This is a genomic window from Paraburkholderia sp. 31.1 (genome assembly GCF_014397645.1).
In the GTDB taxonomy this organism is placed as follows: Bacteria; Pseudomonadota; Gammaproteobacteria; order Burkholderiales; family Burkholderiaceae; genus Paraburkholderia; species Paraburkholderia tuberum.
In genome coordinates, this window is record NZ_VZQN01000020.1 from 1 (window position 1) to 20,423 (window position 20,423).

Sequence of the window (20,423 nt, forward strand, 5' to 3'; positions counted from 1 at the left end):
CTGCCTGACAGCAGACTCCGGAGAATCCGCCGCCGCATTCCGCATCAAGCGCCCACACTTATCGACTGTTAGTTTTTAAAGATCGGTCCGCCAAACCCGCCGCGCCTGAACCACCACTACCCGGCACTGCTTCGTTTGCGTCGCTGCGTCTGCAGCAGAGAAGCGAGATTATGGAGAGCGGTCAACAACACGTCAATACCCTTCTCACAATTTATTTTAAAAAGTTGAAGAGCTTAAAAATTGAGCAGCGCCGCGTGCAACCTGAATTAGTTAGGCTTCCAATTGAATTCTCCGGAGCGCCGCGGCGAAAGGGAGAGATGAGTGCAGTTGCGAAAAGCCGTTAAGCAGCTTTTCCACAGAAAATGTTCGCAAGGCTGTGGATAACCACTCCACAACCGCGCCAAGTACTTGATCCAAAACCATTCTCGCGCGTTGCGCGCGAGAATGGCCGCTTGCGCGGCCGCGTGTCACCGTCACAATCAGGCGGACTTCATCGTCACCCGCGCATTCGTACGCATAAAAGCGCTGCGCTCGACCATCGCGCCAAACAGCAGCCCGATCGTCGTCCACATGACCACCTGCATGCCGATCGCCGCGACGCGGAACTTCCACAGCAGCACAGCCGGGAACGCGGCCGGCACTTCATTGATGACCGGTATCGACAGTTGCACGGCCGCGATGATCACGACGAACAAGAGCCCCGCGACGATCGAACCGTTCCACGCACCCAGCTTCGCCGCCGCGCGACGCCGCACCTTCAGCGAAAACACCATCGTCGCGAGCGAAATCGCGATCATCAGAAAGAACAGGCCCGTGCGCGTGCCGATCGTCTCCGGATCACCGACCGACGGCGGATTAGCCGGATACTTGATATTCGGCACGATCACGAGCGTGATGAACGCGCCAAGCGCGAGCCACGCGGACAGCGCGCGCACGCTCAACGTACCCGCGCGTCCATACGCATACGCAAACACCAGCGAGAACAGGCCGCCAAATGCCGCGCCATACGTGACCACGCCAGTCAGCAGGCCGAGGCCAGCCTGCGTCTGACGGCTCACGATTTCGGGCTCGGGCGCCTCGCCGCGCGCGGCGGCCGCTTTTTCTTCGAATGAAATGGCCTGATCGACCTGTGGTTCGCCGACGATTCGCGCGAACGCGAACGTGAGCAAGCCCGCGACGATGCCCGCGAGCATCCCGCGCACCAACAATTTACCTACCATGTCGAACTCCGTTAGTGGCAGGGAAAGCCGAGCAGATGGCGGCCGTCGTGCACGAACTCATGCACGTACATGCCGGGCACGAGCGACGTCGCGCCCTGTTCCGCACCAATGAAGTAAAGCGCGAGCAACAGCAGCAAGCCGCCGAACACGACCCACGGCAGCAGTTCGCGCAAAGGAATGGGAGTGGGCTGGGCCGCCGGTTGCGCGGCGCGATCAAGAACAGCTTCGGTCATGATGGACATCTCCTGGGGTGACGCGCCCCGAAAGTCGATTGCAGAGGGATGGTGCGAAGCTCGGGTCTGGCTTTCGGCTCTTGTGGATTGCAATGCCGATCACAGTGGCGCGACCGCGCCGGGCTCTCACCGGCTTCCGTGCTTCGCAGTGTCGGTATTCTACCCGCTAAACTGCGGCTTCCGTGACGGCGAGGGCTACCTCGCAACGCGCGCCGCGAGCCGATGAAACCACGCAGGCAAGTACGAATGAGGCGCCAAGGCAAAGAATGGATACGCGACTATTACTGGTGAGCCACGCGGCAACGGCCGCGCAGCGCGCGGGCCGCTTCCCTGCCGACGATCCGCTCGACGCGCGCGGTCGCGCCGAAGCCGAAGCGGCGCGACCGCGTCTCGCGCTTCCCGCCGACGCCGCCGTGTTCACCAGCCCCGCCGCCAGCGCGCGCGAAACGGCCGCCGCGCTCGGTCTGAGCGCCACGCCTGCCGACGCATTGGCGGATATCGACTATGGCCAATGGCGCGGCCAGCGCCTCGCGGCCATTGCCGACGCAACGCCCCGCGAACTCGCCGCCTGGACACGCGAGCCCGACGCCGCGCCGCCCGGCGGCGAATCGTTCGGTCAACTCGTGCAGCGGGTTGGAGAGTGGCTCGACGCGCAGCAGGCAGACGTGCGTTCATGCAATGCCGTCAACGAAGCAAGCTTCGCGGCCTTTGCGCACAGTCGAACCATCGTCGCCATCACCCACGCGACTCTGCTGCGAGCGGCAATCGTGCACGGCCTCGGCGCATCGCCAACCGTGTTCTGTCGCATCGAAATCGCACCGCTGTCGGTCGTCGAATTACGCCACTCGCGACGCGGCTGGTCGTGGTGGCCCGCCAGCGCCTGAACGGCACCGCCGCTTACCTGCCCGACACCACGAGCCGCAACCGGTTGGACCCCTCGGGCGTCAGCGTGATTTCGGTGCGTCGATCCTTCGCGCCGAGATAAAAGTGCTGACGTCCTGGCGAATTCTGATCGTGCGTTGCATCGGGCAGGCACGACGCGACGTCGGCCGCGACCGCTTCCAATGCATCCGCGTTCGAGCCCGCCGCCTGATGCGGCGTCCACGTGCACTGGAAACTTCGACGGCCGGCCGAACATTGCGCGTCATCGCCATAAGGTTGCGCAACGCCTTTGCCGTCGTCGGGTGTCAGCGAGGCGAAGCCGTCCGGCGCCGCGGCCACGATCCGTTTGAGCGCACCGCAAGGTCTGGGGCTATCGTCGGCGGATGCACTGACCGGCAGCAGCGCAACGAGCGATGCCGCGGTAAGCGCGATAGCGGAAAGTCGATAGGTTTTCATGGTGGGCGTGAAGCTTCCAAAGTGCTGCTGAAGAAAAACTCGCAGCGAGCCACCTTTAACAGCACGCTTCATGCCCATGCGCGCGAGGCCCGAGCACGCAGGCAATGCACGTCGACACACAAATTCCGTAGCGCCATACCGGCCGCGACATCGCGCCCGTTTCGATCAAAGCCACTGCCGACGTCATTTCAACCATCATGTCGACCACTACCGCCGCCCCTACCCCCGCCCGCATATCGTCGGGCATCGAAGGCATCGACGACATCCTCGGCGGTGGTCTTACGCCGAACCGCATGTACCTCGTGGAGGGTGTGCCAGGCACGGGTAAGACCACCCTCGCGTTGCAATTCTTACTCGAGGGCCTGCACGAAGGGCAGACCGGCCTTTATATCGCGCTGTCCGAAACCCGTGCTGAACTGCTCGCGATCGGCGCGAGCCATGGCTGGGATCTGAGCCGTTTCACGATACTGGAGCAACTGCCCGAAGAAGGGCTCGAACCGCAATACGAACAGACCGTGCTGCACCCGGCCGAAGTCGAACTCGGCGAAAGCGTGCGCAACGTAATCGAGCACGTCGACGAACTGAAGCCGGCGCGCGTCGTCCTGGACAGCCTGTCCGAACTGCGTCTGCTGGCGGAGAACCCATTGCGCTACCGTCGGCAGATTCTCGCGCTCAAGCACCATTTCGCGACGCGCGAATGCACGGTGCTGCTGCTCGACGACACGTCGGCCAGCGCCTCCGGCATTCAGCTTCACAGCATCGTGCACGGCGTGATCAGCCTCGAAAACGTCGCTCATGATTACGGCGGCAATCGCCGCCGTCTGCGCATCGCGAAGATGCGCGGCATCAAGTTCCGCGAGGGCTGTCACGACTTCACGCTGAACACCGGCGGTCTGAGCGTCTATCCGCGTCTGGTCGCCGCCGAGCATCACAGCGAATTCGGCACGAGCCCGATGAGCACCGGCACGCCCGGCCTCGACGCGCTGCTCGGCGGTGGCCTCGTCCCCGGCACCAATTCGCTGATCATCGGCCCGTCGGGGGTCGGCAAAACCACCACCGTCGTGTCGTGCCTGCTTGCCGCACTCGAACGCGGCGAGCGTTGCGCGTACTACGTATTCGACGAAACGCTCAGCACGCTGGTCACACGCTGCGCGACGCTCGGCATGGATCTCGCGCCGCACGTCGAAAGCGGTCTGCTGATGCTGCGCCAGATCGATCCCGCGGAAATCTCGCCGGGCGAGCTGTCGAGCGACGTGCGCAACGCGGTCGAAAACGAGCACGTGCGCTATGTCGCGGTCGACAGCCTGAGCGCCTATCTGCAGGCGATGCCCGGCGAGCGCTACCTGCTGCTGCACATGCACGAATTGCTCGGCTATCTGAATCAGCAGGGCGTGGTCACGATGCTCGTGCTCGGGCAGCACGGCATCATCGGCGAAGTGCAGACCGAGGTCGACGGCAGTTATCTGAGCGACGTGGTCGTGCTGTTCCGCTATTTCGAGCACCACGGCGAAGTGCTGACGGCAATAACCGCCGTCAAGAGCCGCGCGAACGATCATGAACGCACGATCCGCCAGTTCCGCCTCGGCACCGAAGGCGTCGAGGTCGGCGAAGCGCTGCGCGACTTCGAGGGCGTGCTGTCGGGCCTGCCCTTGTATCGCGGCGCACCGCACACCCAACGATTCTGTAAGCCCACCTCCTGGCCACCGATTTAATGCCGCTGTCGCATTCGCGCCGCAGACTCCTCCGGTTCGGCCACGATTTCCAATTCAATAGTTTGCTAACGAATATTTTGGAAATACAATACCGGCCATGTCGAATCTCGATGCCCTGCGCCGCACCGTCAGCAGCACGCTGGTCGTCGCCGCCAGAAAGTGGCGGCGCACGAGTCATGGTGTGCTCGCGGCCTTCAACGTATCCGAAGCGTGCGCGACGCCGCTGCTGACCGCGAGCCGGCTCGGCTCGGCGGTGCGTCAGGTCACGCTCGCCGATCACATCGGCATCGAGGGGCCGTCCCTCGTGCGGCTGCTCGACCAGTTGTGCGCGGCCGGCCTGATGCGCCGCGACGAAGATCCCGAAGACCGCCGCGCGAAGACCGTCGTACTGACCGACGAAGGCCGCGCCGTCACCGCGAAGATGGAAGAGGAGCTGGTCACGTTGCGCGCGCAGGCGCTCAAAGGCGTATCGCGCGACGATCTCGAGGCCGCCCTGCGCGTGCTCGGCGCATTCACGGCCGATGCCGCCGGACGCGCCGAACCGGGAAGCGTCGAGCGCGACACGCGTCACGAACGCGCGCAGCCGGTGCGCCCGGAATCGGTCAGGCACGAGGCGACGAAGCGCACCTCGTCGGCGAAGCGCGAGCCCGCCAAAGGCGAGGCGCTTGCCAGCAAGGTCAAACGGACGAGCGGCAAAAGCGCTGCCAAAACGGCCGGCAAATCACGCGGCACCGCCAAGGCGCGCAAGTCCACCAAGAGCGGCGCGCGAGCCACCGCGCCGCACAACGCCGATTCCGCATAACGGTTCATGGTCTATCCCACTCTCCGCGACTGGCTGTTTTCCGTCAAAACGTTCGCCGCGGCCATGCTCGCGCTTTACATCGGCCTCGCGTTCCAACTGCCGCGGCCGTACTGGGCGATGGCGACCGTCTACATCGTGTCGAACCCGTTCGTCGGCGCGACCCGCTCGAAGGCGATCTATCGTGCGCTGGGCACTGCGCTCGGCGCGTCGGGCGCGGTGCTGCTGGTGCCGCCGTTCGTCGAATCGCCGTACCTGTTCAGCGTGGTCGTCGCGGCGTGGACCGGCACGATGCTTTACCTCGCGGTGTCCGACCGCACCGCGCGCAGCTACGTGTTCATGCTGGCGGCCTATACGATGCCGATCATCGCGCTGCCGTCGGTGACGAATCCGACCGGCGTCTTCGATCTCGCCGTGAGCCGGACCGAGGAGATCATTCTCGGCATCGTGTGCGCGAGTATCGTCGGCAGCGCGGTGTTTCCGAGCCGGCTCGCGCCGACGATCATCGAGCGCACCGACGCATGGTTTCGCGACGCCGCGTTCTACGCGACCGAAACGCTGTCGGGCCGTATCGCAAGCTCGGCGATTTCCGGTGCTCGGCAACGACTCGCGAGCACGATCAACGGTCTCGAACTGCTGCTGAGCCAGCTCGCCTACGATCACACGCGGCCCGACGTCCTCGCGCGCGCGCATGAACTACGTGGCCGCATGCAACTGCTGCTGCCGATCATGTCGTCGCTCGCCGATCCGCTGCTCGCGCTCTACAACAACGGCCCGCAACACTGGCCCGAAGGACTTCAGACGCTGATCGACGACGTCATCAAGTGGTTCAACCAACCGCTGCCCGCGCCGAGCGAGGGTTATCACGCGGACGAGACCGCCAACGCGCTGCGCGCGCGCATCGCCGCGATGCACCCGCCCGCCGCCGCGCTCACGCATTGGGACGGCGCGCTGCTGTCGAATGCACTATGGCGCCTCGCGCAAGTGATCGACGTGTGGCAAGACTGCCGCTCGCTGCGCATCATCATCACGCGCGAGGAAGGTTCGTGGCGGCCGCATTTCCGTCACTGGCGGCTCGGCGGCACCGAGCGCTTCTACGATCGCGGCATGATGCTGTTCGCGACCGTGTCGGCGGCCGCGGCCGTGGTGCTCGCGTGCGCGCTGTGGATCGGCTCGGGCTGGAACGACGGCGCGAGCGCGGTCACGCTCGCGGCGGTCGCCTGCTGCTTCTTCGCCGCGCTCGACGAACCCGCGCCGTTCGTGTTCCGCTTCTTCCTCGCGACTGGCGTCGCCGTAGTGGCCGCGGGCCTCTATCTGTTCGTCGTGCTGCCGCAGGTGCACGACTTCCCGATGCTGGTGATCCTGTTCGCCGCGCCGTTCATTCTGGTCGGCACGCTGATTCCGCGCCCGCAGTTCAACATGGTGACGGTGCTGGTCGCGGTGAACACGGCCACCTTCATCAGCATTCAGGACGCGTACGACGCGAACTTCCTGACGTTCCTGAACGCCAACCTCGCGGGCCTCTCCGGCCTGCTCTATGCATACCTGTGGACCCGTGCAACGCGCCCATTCGGCGCCGAGCTGGCCGCGGCGCGCCTGTTGCGCTCGAGCTGGGCCGACGTCGCGCTGAGCGCGTCGACGCGGCCGATCGAAGACCCGCGCAATCTCGCCGCGCGCATGCTCGACCGGCTGATGCAATTGATCCCGCGCCTCGCTGCAACCGACGACTACCGCCATCCGTCGATCGAGAGCTTCCGCGATCTGCGCATCGGGTTCAATGCGCTGGACCTGCGCCGCCTCACACGCAAGCTCGGCAGCGAAGCGGCCGGCGCGATCGACCATGTTCTCGATGGAGTGCGTACATACTACGAGAGCTGCATCGATCGACGCCACCGCGAGCCGGTGCCGGACAGCCTGATGTCGTTGATCGACGTGGCCGTCGCGCGCGTCACCGCGCAGGGGCTCGCCAACGCCGCCGCGCCGACCGAGACCTCGCAGACCTCGGCGCGTCAGTTGCGCGATGCGCTGCACGCGCTGGTCGGCTTGCGTCTTTCGCTGTTTCCGGCGACCCTCACGAAACCAACGCCGACCGAACCGGAGGCCGCCGCGTGATGCACCCATTCTTGCGCCCCTGCTTGCGCCCCTGCTTGCGCCCGCCTTCGCACCCCGCCTCCCCCTTTTCCCAGTTCCCGCGATGATCGGTGAAATCGATATCTTCGGCGTGTTCGTACCGTCCGTGCTGGTGCTGATGTTGATCGCGTATCTGATCAACCTCGGCATTCGCACCGCGCTCGATTACACCGGCTTTTACCGCTTCGTCTGGCATCGCTCCATCTTCGATCTCGGCGTCTATGTGCTGGTGCTGGGCCTTGTCGTCGTCGTTTCGCACAGACTAATAACGTGAAAAAAACCTGGTTCTCCGTCGGTCAGATCCTGCTGACCCTGATCGTCGTGGTGGTCGCAGCATTGGTGCTGTGGAAACTCGTCAACTACTACATGTTCGCGCCGTGGACCCGCGACGGGCGCGTACGCGCCGACGTGATCCAGGTCGCGCCCGACGTGTCGGGACTGATTTCGTCGGTCGAGGTCATGGACAACCAGCAGGTCAAGCAGGGCCAGGTGCTGTTCAGGATCGATCAGGCGCGCTACACGCTCGCATTGCGTCAGGCCGAGGCAACGGCGCAGCAGCGCCGCGCGACGCTCGATCAGGCCCGCCGCGAATACGCGCGCAATCGTCAGCTCGGCAATCTCGTCGCCGCCGAAGTACTCGAAGAAAGCCGCTCGCGCGTCGAGGCGGGCGAAGCCGCGCTCGCCGACGCGAACGTCGCGATCGACACCGCGAAGCTGAACCTCGAGCGCTCGACGATCAAAAGCCCGGTAGACGGCTATCTGAACGACCGCGCGCCGCGCGCCGGCGAATTCGTCGCGGCCGGCCGCGCGGTGGTCGCGGTGGTCGACATGCATTCGTTCCGCGTCGACGGCTACTTCGAGGAAACCAAGCTGCGCGGCATCGACATCGGCCAGCCGGTCGACATCATCGTAATGGGCGAGCCGAAGCCGCTGCGCGGGCACGTGCAAAGCATCGTCGCCGGTATCGAAGACCGCGACCGCACGCAAAGCGCCAATCTGCTGCCGAACGTGAACCCGGCGTTCAGCTGGGTGCGGCTCGCGCAGCGCATTCCGGTGCGGGTCGCGCTCGATGAAGTGCCCGCTGATTTCCGCCTGATCGCGGGGCGTACCGCGACGGTGTCGGTGCGTGACCTGTCGCCGCTCAGGAGACGAGCCGTGTCGGGCACGGGTGGCGCATCTGGCACGGTCGCCGCTTCGGCTGCGCCGGTGGCGCCGGGTTCGTCGGTGGCGTCCGGGTCCGCTGGGTCGGGCACCGCACCGTCGGGCGCGTCGCAATGAAGTTCGTGCGTACCTTGTCCGCGCTGGCGCCGCGCTTGCCGCTGCTGCCGCTGCTGCCGCTGCTGCCGCTGCTGCCGTTATTGCCGCTCACCGTCGCGCTGAACGGCTGCATCAACGTCGGGCCGAACTACACGCTGCCGAAACAGGCGCTCGTCAATGCCCCGCTCGCGAACGGAGCGATCGAGGGCGCCGATCCCATGCTGACGTCAACCCTCAATCTGCCGACCGTCTGGTGGAAGCTGTACGACGATCCGGTGCTGAACGGTCTGGTCGACCAGGCGTTGAAATCGAATACCGACCTGCGCGTCGCGACCGCGAATCTCGCGCGCTCGCGCGAGGCGCTGGGCATAGCGCAAGCGCAGGGCGGTTTTTCGGGCAACGCGTCGGTGGCGATCCAGCGCGCGCAGGAATCGGCCGAGCAATACCTGCTCTTCGAGAAACTGCCGGTCGCCAACCTTGGTGACATGGGCATCAACGTCTCGTACGAAATCGACCTGTTCGGCAAGCTGCGCCGCGGCGTCGAAGCGGCGGCGGCGGATACCGAGGCCGTGGAAGCCGCGGGCGACCTCGCGCGCATCACTGTCGTCGCGGACGTGGTGCGCTCGTACGTCGAACAATGCTCGGCGGCCGAGGAGCTGCGCATCGCGCAGCAATCGCTCGCGCTACAGAAGGAGCGCGTGGACGTGTCGCGCCGTCTGCGCGACGCGGGACGCGGAAACCAGACCGCGGTCACGAGCGGCCAGACTCAGGTCGAGACTCTGACGGCCGACATTCCGCGCTACACCGCGCGCCGCAAGATCGCACAATACCGGCTCGCGATGCTGCTCGCCCAGGCGCCGTCGCAATTGCCGCCGGCCGTGCTCGCCTGCGACCGGCTGCCGCAAATCCACCAGCCGATTCCGATCGGCGACGGCGCCGGGCTGCTGCGGCGACGCCCGGACGTGCACGAAGCCGAGCGTCAGCTCGCGGCGTCGACGGCGCGCATCGGCGTCGCGACCGGAGCGCTCTATCCGAGCATCAGCATTGGCGCGTCGGCGGGCTTCACCGGCATTCTGGAAGACATTCCCACCTCGCCGACGGCGCGTTGGGCCTTCGGTCCGCTGATCAGTTGGACCTTCCCGACCAATGGCGCGCGCCAACGGGTCCACGAAGCCGAAGCGTCGAGCCAGGTCGCGCTCGCGAAGTTCGACGGCGTGGTGCTGACCGCGCTGCGCGAAACCGAGACCAACCTCGCGACCTACGCGTCCGATTACGCGCGCGCCGAATCGCTGCGCGCGGCGCTGAAGTCGGCGGCGCAATCGGCAGATGAAACGCATCGGCTGTATCGCGCCGGGCGCGAGTCGTTCATCTCCGATCTCGACGCGACGCGCACGCTGACGGCCGTGAAGTCACAGCTCGCGGCGGCGGAGGGCCAGGTGGCGATCGATCAGGTCAATCTGTTCCTGTCGCTGGGCGGCGGGTGGGAAGTTGGCGGGCAAAGCACGCCGGGTGAAACGCGGCCGCAGCTGAAGGCAACACCCGTCGCGGCCAAGCCGTCCGCGAAGTCGGGAGCGTCGACGGCCGCAACTGCGAAAGCGCCTTGATCGGCCGTCTTACGATTTATTTTTGACAATCTTTCTTTTTGCTTTCACTTTCGGTTAAATACGTGACACCACTTCACGCTACGGAGTCTCGTATGTCGCCATTCATGCAGGGTGTAGTCACGTTGGGCGGATGCATCGGTATCTTCACCGCGGTGGTTGCGGTGGTCGAAATGTTGGCTAATTGAGCTGGGCGGGCGGCGGACCGAAAGAGTGGCTAGCTGTTCCGCACTTTCGCCGCCGCCTGATGTATCGCCGCCCGTACCCGCGGATATGTGCCGCAACGGCACACCACCGGCGTCATCGCCTCGTCGATGTCGGCATCGGTCGGATCGGGCTTGCGCTTCAGCAACGCGCAAGCCGCCATCAATTGCGCGCTCTGGCAATAACCGCACTGCACCACATCGAGTTCGATCCACGCGGCCTTCAACGCCTGCGCCTCGCGTCCCTGCAAACCCTCGATCGTCGTGATCTTCTGCGTATGCAGGCTCGACATCAACGTCTGGCACGCGAAGCACGCGGCATCGTCGAGATTGATCGTGCACGCGCCGCAGATGCCCACGCCGCAGCCGAACTTGGTGCCGGTCATGCCGAGATCGCAGCGCAACACCCATAGCAGCGGCATGTCCGGATCGGCATCGACCTTCACCTTGCGTCCGTTGATATTCAGTACCGCCATGCTTGCCTCCTGAGTCGCCGCGCAACACCGCAAGCTTGTGCTCATCCACCGTCCGTCATGCAAGCCGCAACGGCAGCGTCCGCAAACGCTGCCCCGTCAGTGCGAACACCGCATTGCCCACCGCCGGCGCGATCGGCGGCACGCCCGGCTCGCCGACACCTTGCGGGTGCAGCTCGCTCGGCATGATGTCGACCTCGATCGCAGGGCACCCGTTCATCCGCACGACCGGAAAGTCCACGAAGTTCTTCTGCTGCACCTGGCCGTTGACGATCGTGATCTCGTTCTGCAACGCGCTCGACAGCCCGAACACGATGCCGCCTTCCATCTGCTGACGGATCAGGTTCGGATTCACCGGCAAGCCGCAATCGATCACGCACACCACCCGATGCACGCGAATCTGCCGGTTCGCGCCGATCGACACCTCCGCGACCTGCGCGACCACGCTGCCGAACGCCTCGTGCAACGCGACGCCACGAGCGCAAGGCGCGCCATCGGCGGCGGGTTTTAGCGGACGCCCCCAGTCGGACAACTTCTCGACACGCTTCAGGACCGCCAGATGACGCGGATGCTGCACGAGCAGCATCGTGCGAAACTCAATCGGGTCCTGGCCGGCCGCGGCGGCGGCTTCGTCGGTGAAGCTCTCGGTGAAGAAGGCCTGATGCGAGTGGCCGACCGAGCGCCAGAAGCCGATCGGCACCGGCAATTCGACTATCTCGTGCGACACGCGCGCGGCCGGCCACTCGTAGGGCTGATCGAACGCGCCTTCGCAGGTGGTCTTGTCGATCGGGATGTGCGGCACGCCGTAGTAACGCGCGAGCGCATCCGGCACGATCGCCTGACCCGCCGACTTCGCGTGCCAGGCGACCAGCGTGCCGTGCTCGTCGAAGCCGGCCTGAAGCCATGCCGCGCATGCGGGCCGGTAGAAGTCGTGCGTGAAGTCCTGCGCGCGCGACCAGATGGTTTGCACCGGACGGCCATCGGCCTCGCGCGCGATCGCCGCGGCCTGCGCGACGAAATCGAGTTCGAGGCGCCGGCCGAACGCGCCGCCCAACAACTGCGTCTGTACATCGACGAGATCGACGTCGAGGCCGAGCACTTTCGCCGCATGATGCCGCGCGAGCCGCGGCATCTGCGTCGACACCCAGACGGTCGCTGCGCCGTCCGCGACCTGCACCGTGCAGTTCAGCGGCTCGACCGCGCCATGCGCGAGATACGGCGCGTGATAGACCGCTTCGATCGTGCGCGCCGCGCGACTCATCGCGTTGTCGACGTTGCCGACGTGGTAATACACGTGGCCGTCCGTATGGTCGAGCGCCTCGACGAGGCGGGAGTCCACCGCCGCGCTCGACACCTTCGCGGCCGCGCCGTCATGCCAGGTCACGTTGATCGCCTCGACCGCGCTCATCGCGCGAAACGCGTTGTCCGCGATCACGGCCACGCCGCCGGTGCCGCCCGCGTACGGCGGCACGGCGAACGCCTTGATGAAGCCCCGTATCTTTTGCGCGGGCGTCGCGTCGAAATGCGCGACCGTGCCGCCAAGCGTCGGACACATCACGACGCTTGCATAGACCAAACCGTCGGGCAACACGTCGATGCCGAAGCGCGCCGCACCGTCGATTTTCGAAGCGGCTTCGATGCGCCGCACGGGCTGGCCGATCAGCCTGAAGTCGGCCGGCTGCTTCAGGACGACGCTGCGCGGCAGCGGCTGGCGCGCGGCCATCGACGACAATTCGCCGAACGTCGCCTTGTGCCCCCAAGGGTGCAGCACGTAGCCCTTTTCCGCGCGGCATTCGCGGACCGGCACGTCCCAGCGCTCGGCCGCCGCCGCGATCAGCATCACGCGCGCCGACGCGCCGGCCTCGCGCATCGGCGTCCAGAGATCGTTCATGCTCGAGGAGCCGCCCGTCATCATCGTGCCGATCTCACGCACTGCCTTGCTCGTGATCCACACGGTGCCGCGGCGGATGTAGCTGTCGTCGTCGGGGCGAAACGGCAGATCGTCGACGATGCTCTGCACCGCGTTGTAGATCCGGTCGATCGGCGCCTCTTCGACTTTCACCTGCGGCCAGTCGGCGTCGAGCTCCTCGGCGAGCAGCATCGCAAGCCCCGTATGGATGCCCTGCCCCATTTCGGCCTTCGGCACCATGATCGTCACGCGGTTGTCGGCGTCGATCTTGACCCAGCCGTTCAGCGCGACCTGCGTGCCTTGCGTCGGCAGCGGCGTCGACGTCATCAGGCGCTGGCGCGGCGGCACCACGGCCCAGCCGACCAGCAGCCCGCCCAACGCACTGGCGCCGCCAAGCAGAAAGGTTCTGCGCGTCAACATGGCATGGCTCGCCCGGCTGGCTCGATGGTAGGAAAGCGGCGACAGCGCCGATGCGCCCGTCTTTGTCTGCGAATAGTAATAAGACGAATCGGCGAGCGTGAGACTTAAATGCGCGCGTGAACCTCGAGCGGCCGTGCGGCGTGGGAAGGCGGGGACTGAAAGCGGCGGGGGAAAGTCGTGGGGTGTTTCATTAACTGCGGCCGCGCAGAGGCGGCGGTGTGCCGGCGTAAGTCACCGCCGGCACACCGCGAACCTTGCGCTTGATTCAATCAGGCGATCATGCGACCGGATCAACGGCGGTTCGAACCCGACACCACGTCGATCCACACGGCCAGCACGAGGATGCCGCCCTTCACGATCATCTGCCAGAACGCGTCGACGTCGAGCATGGACATGCCGTTGTCGAGGCTCGCCATGACGAGCGCGCCGATCAGCGCGCCATACACGGTGCCGGAGCCGCCGCGCATCGAGGTGCCGCCGATAAAGCACGCGGCGATCGCGTCGAGTTCGCCCATCGAGCCCGCCGACGGCGAACCGGCCGCGAGCCGCGCCGTGTTGACGATGCCGGCAAACGCGCACATCAGCCCCATCAGCGCGAAGATCGCGAGCTTCACGCGGTCGGTGTTGACACCCGACAGCCGCGTCGCTTCGAGGTTCGAGCCGACCGCGTAGATGCGGCGTCCGAACACGGTCTGCGTCGCGATCCATGTGAAGACGCCGAGCAGCGCGAGCAGCAGCAACACCGGCACCGGAATGCCGCCGTAACTGTCGAGCATCGCGATGAAGCCGGCGAGAATCGCGCCTGCGCCGATCACCTTCGCGACGTCCTGCCAGAACGGCACGACGCGCAACTGATAACGCTGCCGATTCGCGCGCTGGCGGATCGTCAGGAATGCCAGCAGCAGGAACAGCACGACGGCGAGCGTGTCGCCGGCGAGCCGCGGCAGATAGCCCTGGCCGACGAACACGAAGCTGTCCGACACCGGCGCGATCGTCGACCCTCCGGTAATGCCGAGCAGAATGCCGCGATACGCGAGCATGCCGCCGAGCCCGACGATAAACGACGGCACGCGCCGATACGTCGACCACCAGCCGTTGAACACGCCGACCGCGATGCCGAGCAGCAACACGACCGGAAGCGTCACGCCGATCGGCCAGTGCCGGTTCACGTCGAGAATCGCCGCAACGCCGCCGAGCAAACCAAGCAGCGAACCGACCGACAGATCGATTTCACCGGCGATGATCACGAACACCATGCCGCACGCGAGCATGCCGGTAATCGACATCTGCCGCAGTAGATTCGACAGATTGCGCGGCGTGACGAACGCGCCGTGCGTGAGCGCCGAAAAGAAAATCCAGATCACGGCGACGGCGATCAGCAGCGCGAGAATCTTGTAGCGCGCGAACAGTTGCTGGATCCGTTGCGTGCCGCCGAATGCGCCTCGCGGCGCGGCGTTGTCGGTGCGTTGGGAAGTTACTTCGGGAGTCATGCGGCACTCGCTGCGGTTGGGTTCGAAGATAGATGCGCGGGGCGGATCGCGGCGCCGAGAATGTCTTCCTGCGTGAGACCGTCGTTGATGAAATCGCCTCGCAACTCACCTTCGCCGATCACGAGCACTCGGTCGCTGATGCCGAGCACTTCCGGCAATTCGGACGACACCATCACGATCGACATGCCGCGCTGCGCCAGCTGGAAGATCAGCTTGTAGATCTCGTATTTGGCGCCGACGTCGACGCCGCGTGTCGGTTCGTCGAGAATCAGCACGGTCGGGTTGGTCAGCAGCATGCGCGTGAGCACGGCCTTCTGCTGATTGCCGCCCGACAGACTTGCAATCGATAACATCGGATTCGCGGCGCGCACGGAAAGCCGCTTCATTTCCGTCTGAATCGTGTCGAGTTCGGCCGCGGAATCGATACGTCCGCCCGACGCGAAACGCTGCAACACCGCAAGCGTGATGTTATGGCCGACGCTCATGCCGGGAACGATGCCGTGGCGTTTGCGATCCTCGGGCACCATCGCGATGCCGGCGCGAATCGCGTCGATTGGCGCGCGAATTTTCAGCGGCTTGCCGTCGAGCATGACGTGCGCCTCGCTGATGCCTGCATACGCGCCGAAAACCGCCTGCATCAGTTCGGTGCGGCCCGCGCCGACGAGCCCGGCGACACCGAGAATTTCGCCGCGCCGCAACGAGAACGACACGTCGTCCACGCGCTTGCGGCGCGGATTCGTCACGTCGAAACAGGTCACGTTGCGCGCTTCGAAGATCACGTCGCCGATCGGATGCGGCTCGCGCGGAAACAGGTTCTTGATCTCCCGGCCGACCATCAGCGAGATGATCCGCTCGGTCGTCAGGGCGTGCATCGGCTCGGTCGCGACATGGCGGCCGTCGCGAATCACGCTGATCGTGTCGCAGACGGCCGCGACTTCGTCGAGCTTGTGCGAGATGTACACGCAGGCAATGCCGCGCCGCTTCAGATCGCGCACGATATCGAGCAGAATCGCGATTTCGGAGGCGGTCAGCGACGACGACGGTTCGTCGAGGATCAGCAGCTTTGCGCGCTTGTTCAGCGCCTTCGCGATTTCGATCAGCTGCTGATGGCCGCCCCCGTAGTTCATCACGGGCTGCGCGGCGTTGATGCCGCTGATGCCGAGTTCGCGCAACAGTTCGTCGGCACGCTGATACATCGCCGCGTAGTTCATGCGGCCGCCGGGCAGCGTAATTTCGTTGCCGAGAAAGATATTTTCCGCGACCGACAACTCCGGCACGAGCATCAGTTCCTGATGGATGATGATGATGCCCGCGCGTTCGGTGTCGCGTACGCACGCGGCCTTCAGCGTCTCGCCTTCCCAGGTTATTTCGCCATCCCACGTACCGTGCGGATACACGCCGGACAGCACCTTCATCAGCGTCGATTTGCCCGCGCCGTTTTCGCCGCACAGGCCCACGCATTCGCCCGGCGATACGGTCAGATCGATGCCGTCGAGCGCCCTCACGCCGGAAAAAGCTTTGACGATGCCTCGCATCGTCAGAACAGGTTGCGTCATTCGCTATGCCTCGCTGCAAGTTGGGCCGATGTTCGATCACGCTCCCGGGCGCGATGACCCCGGAGCGTGGCGTTCACATAGCCCGTCTCTGTGTTATTTGCTCGCGAGTTGCTCTTGCGTGTAGAAGCCGTCCTTCACGACGGTGTCGAGGTTCGCCTTGGTCAGCCTGGTCGGCTGCAGCAGCACCGTATCGACCTTCTTCTTGCCGTTGTCGTATTGCGCGTTGAACGCCGGCTTGTCACCCTTGGCAAGCGCGACCGACAGCTTCGCCGCTTCGCTCGCGATCAGCTTCAGCGGCTTGTAGACCGTCATCGTCTGCGTGCCGGCCGCCACGCGCTTCACGGCTGCGAGGTCGGCATCCTGACCCGAGATCGGTACCTTGCCCGCGAGGCCCTGCGCGGCGAGCGCCTGGATCGCGCCGCCCGCGGTGCCGTCATTCGACGCGACGACTGCGTCGATCTTGTTGTTGTTCGCGGTCAGCGCGTCTTCCATGATGCGCAGCGCGGTCGATGCGCTCCACTCCGGCACCCACTGCTGGCCGACCACCTTGATGTCACCCTTGTCGATCGCCGGTTGCAGCACCTTCAGCTGGCCCTGGCGCAGCATCTTCGCGTTGTTGTCGGTCGGCGCGCCGCCGAGCAGGAAGTAGTTGCCCTTCGGCCGCACGTCATAGACGCCCTGCGCCTGCATCTCGCCGACCTTCTCGTTGTCGAACGAGATATAGGCGTCGATATCGGCGTCGAGAATCAGGCGGTCATACGACACGACCTTGATGCCCGCTTTGCGTGCTTCCGCCACGACGTTGCCGAGCGTCTTCGAGTTGAACGGCACGATCACAATCACGTCGACGCCGCGCGAGATCAGGTTTTCGATCTGCGAGATCTGGCGCTCTTCGCTCGCATCGGCCGATTGCACCGACACCTTCGCGCCGAGCTTTTCCGCCGCGGCGACGAAATAGTCGCGATCGCGCGACCAGCGCTCGACGCGCAGATCGTCGATACAGAAGCCGATTTCCGGATGAGCCTTGCTGGCGTGCGCGAGCGGCGCGGCGAGCGACAGGCTGGCGAGTACCGCGCCGCACAACAGCGAACTCAGGACGTTACGACGCATTGCAAATTTCATTGATGTCTCCTTTTTGTGTAGTGATAGCCGGAATACCGGACATATCGGTCTGCGCTGCGAGCCGCAGACTCGGACAAGCGACAACCCACAGCTTGCTGATGCGCGCGGTCGACGTGGCCGCGCGATCTTTATTCAACGTCCGCTATAAATCGCCTGATTTACGATGTTTTCCATGTGTTCCTGCTGCCCGCTCACATGCCGCGGATTCAGATCGCGCGCCAGCGTGTCCGCGGCGAGCGTCGACAGCGAATACCCGCCGGACAGGATCTTGCGGCCGAACTCGCCATCCCAGCCCGCGTAGCGTTGCCGCTTGAACTGCTCGAGGCGCTCGTTTTCGACCAGCACCGCGGCGCGTTCGAGGCCTAGCGCGAGGTTGTCGATCGCGCCGATGTGGCCATAAAACAGGTCTTCCGCATCGACACTCTGGCGCCGCACTTTCGCATCGAAGTTCATGCCGCCGCTCGTGAAACCGCCGTGGCGCAGGATTTCGTATAAGGCCAGCGTGAGTTCCTCGACGCTGTTGGGAAATTGGTCGGTGTCCCAGCCATTTTGCGGATCGCCGCGATTCGCATCGACGCTACCGAAGATGCCTAACGCAAATGCGGTCGCAATCTCGTGATGGAACGAGTGCCCCGCGAGCGTCGCGTGATTCGCCTCGATGTTGACGCGAATCTCCTTGTCGAGGCCGTGCTGCAGCAGGAAGCCGTGCACGGTCGCGACGTCGTAGTCGTATTGATGCTTGGTCGGCTCCTGCGGCTTCGGCTCGATCAGCAGCGCGCCCTTGAAACCGATCCGGTGCTTGTGTTCGACGACCATGTGCAGGAAGCGCGCGAACTGCTCGCGCTCGCGCACGAGGTCGGTGTTCAGCAGCGTGTCGTAGCCTTCGCGGCCACCCCACAATACGTAGTTTTCACCGCCGAGGCGCAGCGTCGCGTCGAGCGCGTGACGCACCTGGGTCGCCGCAAAGGCGAAAACCTCCGGATTCGGATTGGTCGCGGCGCCGGCCGCGTAACGCGGATGGGAAAACAGATTCGCGGTGCCCCACAGCAATTTGACACCGGTATCCTGCTGCTTGCGCGCGAGGTAGTCGGACACGCGCAGGAAGTTCTCGCTGTATTCCTTCACGCTCGCGCCTTCGGGCGCGACGTCGGTATCGTGGAACGTGTAGTACGGCGTGCCGAGCTTCGAGAAGAATTCGAACGCGGCGTCGGCCTTTTGCTGCGCCCGCTCCATTGCGTCGCCGGGTTGCTGCCACGGCCGCCGGAACGCGCCCTGACCGAAGATATCGACGCCGGGCCATACGAAGGTATGCCAGTAGCAGACGGCGATACGCAGATGTTCCTCGAGCGTCTTGCCGAGTACCTTCCTCGTTTTGTCGTAGTGACGGTACGCGAGCGGGTTGTCCGATTGCGGGCCTTCGTAACGGATCTCTGGAATGTGTTCGAAGTAGGACATCGGCGTCTCCAATGTATGGTGCATTGCAACCCACGCGAGAAGCCGCGCAGGCCGACAAAGTGACGCCATGCTGCCGCTTGCACGATGTGCCGGCAATTGCGAAATTGCGCAGCGCGCTTGATGTTTCTTACCGCCCGCGCGTTTGTTTACTGCCGCCGCGCGATTCGGCGCCTAGAATAACCAGACGCTTAAAAACGGGGTTGCTCCCAGGCACCCGACACAATGGAGACAAAGGCGTGTGGTCCATCGAGCCACCCGCCGCTCACCGCCATGACCCGTCCACAAGCACCTCAGACAACCCATCGCATCGCGCTGCTGTTCAACGCGAACAAGGTCTACGATCGCGAGATCATCACCGGCATCGGCAACTACCTGCTGTCGACGCGCGTCGCATGGGATCTCTTCCTCGAAGAAGACTTCCGCTGCCGGCTCGCGGGTATCCAGCGCTTCGACGGCGACGGCATCATCGCGGACTTCGACGATCCCGCCGTCGACGAAGCCCTGCGCGACTGTCCACTGCCGGTGGTCGCGGTCGGTTCGTCGTACGAGGATCCGACGCAGTACCCTCCGGATTTACCCTATATCGCGACCGACAACAGCAAGCTCGTGTCGCTCGCGTACACGCACCTGATCGGCGCGGGCCTCGAAAACTTCGCGCTGTACAGCCTGCCGCAGGCGCAGGAAAACCGTTGGGCGCAACAGCGCGAACTCGCCTTCGCGCATCTGCGCAGCGCGGACGGACGCAGCGCGGCGCAGATCGATAGCGAGATCTATCGCGGTCTGTCGACGAGCGCGCCGTCCTGGAACCAGGCCATCGAGCAACTGACCACCTGGCTGCGGCAACTGCCGAAGCCGGTCGGCATCATCGCGGTGACCGACGCGCGTGCGCGGCATTTGCTGCAGGCATGTCTGATCGCGGGCATTCCGGTGCCCGAGGAAGTCGCGATCATCGGCATCGACAACGATCCGCTCACGCGTACGCTGACGCGCATTCCGCTGTCGTCGGTGATCCAGGGCACCGAGGAAATGGGCCGTACCGCCGCGCATATCCTGCATCAGATGCTGCACGGCGCGCGCTTTCCGGGGCGCCGCATTCTGGTGCCGCCGGTCGGCATCAACGTGCTCGAATCGACGCGGCATCAGCCGCTCGCGAGTCCTTACGTGATGCGCGCCCGCCATTTCATTCGCCAGTACGCGTGCCAGGGCATCCGCACCGAGCAGGTGGCCGACTATGTGGGCGTGTCGCGTTCGTCGCTCGAAGAGTATTTCCGGCGCGAACGTCAGTGCACCGTGCATCAGGAGATCCTGCGCCACAAGCTCGACGTCGCGAAGTCGCTGCTCGCGAAACGCGATGCGTCGAGCGCGGAAGTCGCGATCCGTTGCGGCTTCACGTCGCTGCAATACATGTACGCGGTATTTCGCCGCGAACTCGGCTGCACGCCGCGCGAATACCAGGAGCGCGTGGGCCCGAAGACCAAAACCGCTGGCTGAGCATGCTTTCTATT

General features: G+C 64.9%; 17 protein-coding genes and 1 riboswitch. Of the genes, 8 read left to right on the forward strand and 9 right to left on the reverse strand.

The annotated features are described in order from the left end of the window. Window positions 1-479: 479 nt before the first annotated feature. On the reverse strand, window positions 480-1,220 hold the full coding sequence (locus tag F6X37_RS17000; protein ID WP_187612136.1) for a CbtA family protein: 741 nt from the start codon (window positions 1,218-1,220) through the stop codon (window positions 480-482). An 11-nt stretch (window positions 1,221-1,231) separates the two neighbouring features. Further along, complete coding sequence (locus F6X37_RS17005) at window positions 1,232-1,453, reverse strand: CbtB domain-containing protein (protein ID WP_187612137.1); 222 nt, start codon at window positions 1,451-1,453, stop codon at window positions 1,232-1,234. Window positions 1,454-1,517: 64 nt separating this feature from the next. Continuing rightward, a riboswitch (cobalamin riboswitch) is annotated at window positions 1,518-1,591 on the reverse strand. Between the two features lie 128 nt (window positions 1,592-1,719). Here F6X37_RS17005 and F6X37_RS17010 point away from each other — a divergent pair. Further along, a complete protein-coding gene (locus F6X37_RS17010; RefSeq protein ID WP_187612138.1) occupies window positions 1,720-2,337 on the forward strand; it encodes a histidine phosphatase family protein in 618 nt (205 codons plus the stop codon). 13 nt (window positions 2,338-2,350) lie between these two features. Here F6X37_RS17010 and F6X37_RS17015 read toward each other — a convergent pair whose 3' ends face one another. Further along, a complete protein-coding gene (locus F6X37_RS17015) occupies window positions 2,351-2,791 on the reverse strand; it encodes a hypothetical protein (RefSeq protein WP_187612139.1) in 441 nt (146 codons plus the stop codon). A gap of 197 nt (window positions 2,792-2,988) precedes the next feature. Between F6X37_RS17015 and F6X37_RS17020 the strand changes: the two genes are divergently transcribed. From F6X37_RS17020 to F6X37_RS17045, 6 genes are all read left to right on the forward strand, one after another. Next, window positions 2,989-4,503, forward strand: coding sequence for an ATPase domain-containing protein (locus F6X37_RS17020; RefSeq protein WP_187612140.1), 1,515 nt, complete (start codon window positions 2,989-2,991; stop codon window positions 4,501-4,503). Window positions 4,504-4,600: 97 nt separating this feature from the next. Then, window positions 4,601-5,305: a MarR family winged helix-turn-helix transcriptional regulator gene (locus tag F6X37_RS17025; protein ID WP_090808481.1), complete on the forward strand. Its 705-nt coding sequence runs from the start codon at window positions 4,601-4,603 to the stop codon at window positions 5,303-5,305. 6 nt (window positions 5,306-5,311) lie between these two features. Beyond that, window positions 5,312-7,414, forward strand: coding sequence for an FUSC family protein (locus F6X37_RS17030; RefSeq protein WP_187612141.1), 2,103 nt, complete (start codon window positions 5,312-5,314; stop codon window positions 7,412-7,414). An 82-nt stretch (window positions 7,415-7,496) separates the two neighbouring features. Beyond that, window positions 7,497-7,706, forward strand: coding sequence for a DUF1656 domain-containing protein (locus F6X37_RS17035; RefSeq protein ID WP_090808477.1), 210 nt, complete (start codon window positions 7,497-7,499; stop codon window positions 7,704-7,706). Next, entirely contained in the window at window positions 7,703-8,710 is a 1,008-nt protein-coding gene (locus F6X37_RS17040; protein WP_187612142.1) for an efflux RND transporter periplasmic adaptor subunit, read from the forward strand. The genes F6X37_RS17035 and F6X37_RS17040 overlap by 4 nt, the downstream gene beginning before the upstream one ends. Continuing rightward, entirely contained in the window at window positions 8,707-10,293 is a 1,587-nt protein-coding gene (locus F6X37_RS17045; RefSeq protein WP_187612143.1) for an efflux transporter outer membrane subunit, read from the forward strand. The genes F6X37_RS17040 and F6X37_RS17045 overlap by 4 nt, the downstream gene beginning before the upstream one ends. Before the next feature lie 214 nt (window positions 10,294-10,507). On the opposite strand, the gene F6X37_RS17050 is transcribed toward F6X37_RS17045, so the two are convergent. The 6 genes from F6X37_RS17050 to xylA form a co-directional block, all read right to left on the reverse strand. Continuing rightward, on the reverse strand, window positions 10,508-10,969 hold the full coding sequence (locus F6X37_RS17050; RefSeq protein WP_187612144.1) for a (2Fe-2S)-binding protein: 462 nt from the start codon (window positions 10,967-10,969) through the stop codon (window positions 10,508-10,510). A gap of 55 nt (window positions 10,970-11,024) precedes the next feature. Then, window positions 11,025-13,295, reverse strand: coding sequence for a xanthine dehydrogenase family protein molybdopterin-binding subunit (locus tag F6X37_RS17055; protein WP_187612145.1), 2,271 nt, complete (start codon window positions 13,293-13,295; stop codon window positions 11,025-11,027). A gap of 290 nt (window positions 13,296-13,585) precedes the next feature. Further along, entirely contained in the window at window positions 13,586-14,785 is a 1,200-nt protein-coding gene (locus F6X37_RS17060) for a sugar ABC transporter permease (RefSeq protein WP_187612146.1), read from the reverse strand. Continuing rightward, window positions 14,782-16,341 carry a D-xylose ABC transporter ATP-binding protein gene (xylG, locus tag F6X37_RS17065; protein WP_187612147.1) on the reverse strand — a complete coding sequence of 520 codons (1,560 nt, stop codon included), beginning with the start codon at window positions 16,339-16,341 and terminating at the stop codon, window positions 14,782-14,784. Before xylG ends, F6X37_RS17060 begins: the two co-directional genes overlap by 4 nt. A 93-nt stretch (window positions 16,342-16,434) precedes the next feature. Continuing rightward, window positions 16,435-17,463, reverse strand: a complete 1,029-nt coding sequence (gene xylF, locus F6X37_RS17070) for a D-xylose ABC transporter substrate-binding protein (protein ID WP_187612148.1) — start codon at window positions 17,461-17,463, stop codon at window positions 16,435-16,437. 132 nt (window positions 17,464-17,595) lie between these two features. Then, window positions 17,596-18,918, reverse strand: coding sequence for a xylose isomerase (xylA, locus tag F6X37_RS17075; RefSeq protein WP_187612149.1), 1,323 nt, complete (start codon window positions 18,916-18,918; stop codon window positions 17,596-17,598). 270 nt (window positions 18,919-19,188) lie between these two features. Between xylA and F6X37_RS17080 the strand changes: the two genes are divergently transcribed. Then, a complete protein-coding gene (locus tag F6X37_RS17080; RefSeq protein WP_090808461.1) occupies window positions 19,189-20,409 on the forward strand; it encodes a XylR family transcriptional regulator in 1,221 nt (406 codons plus the stop codon). Window positions 20,410-20,423 lie beyond the last annotated feature (14 nt).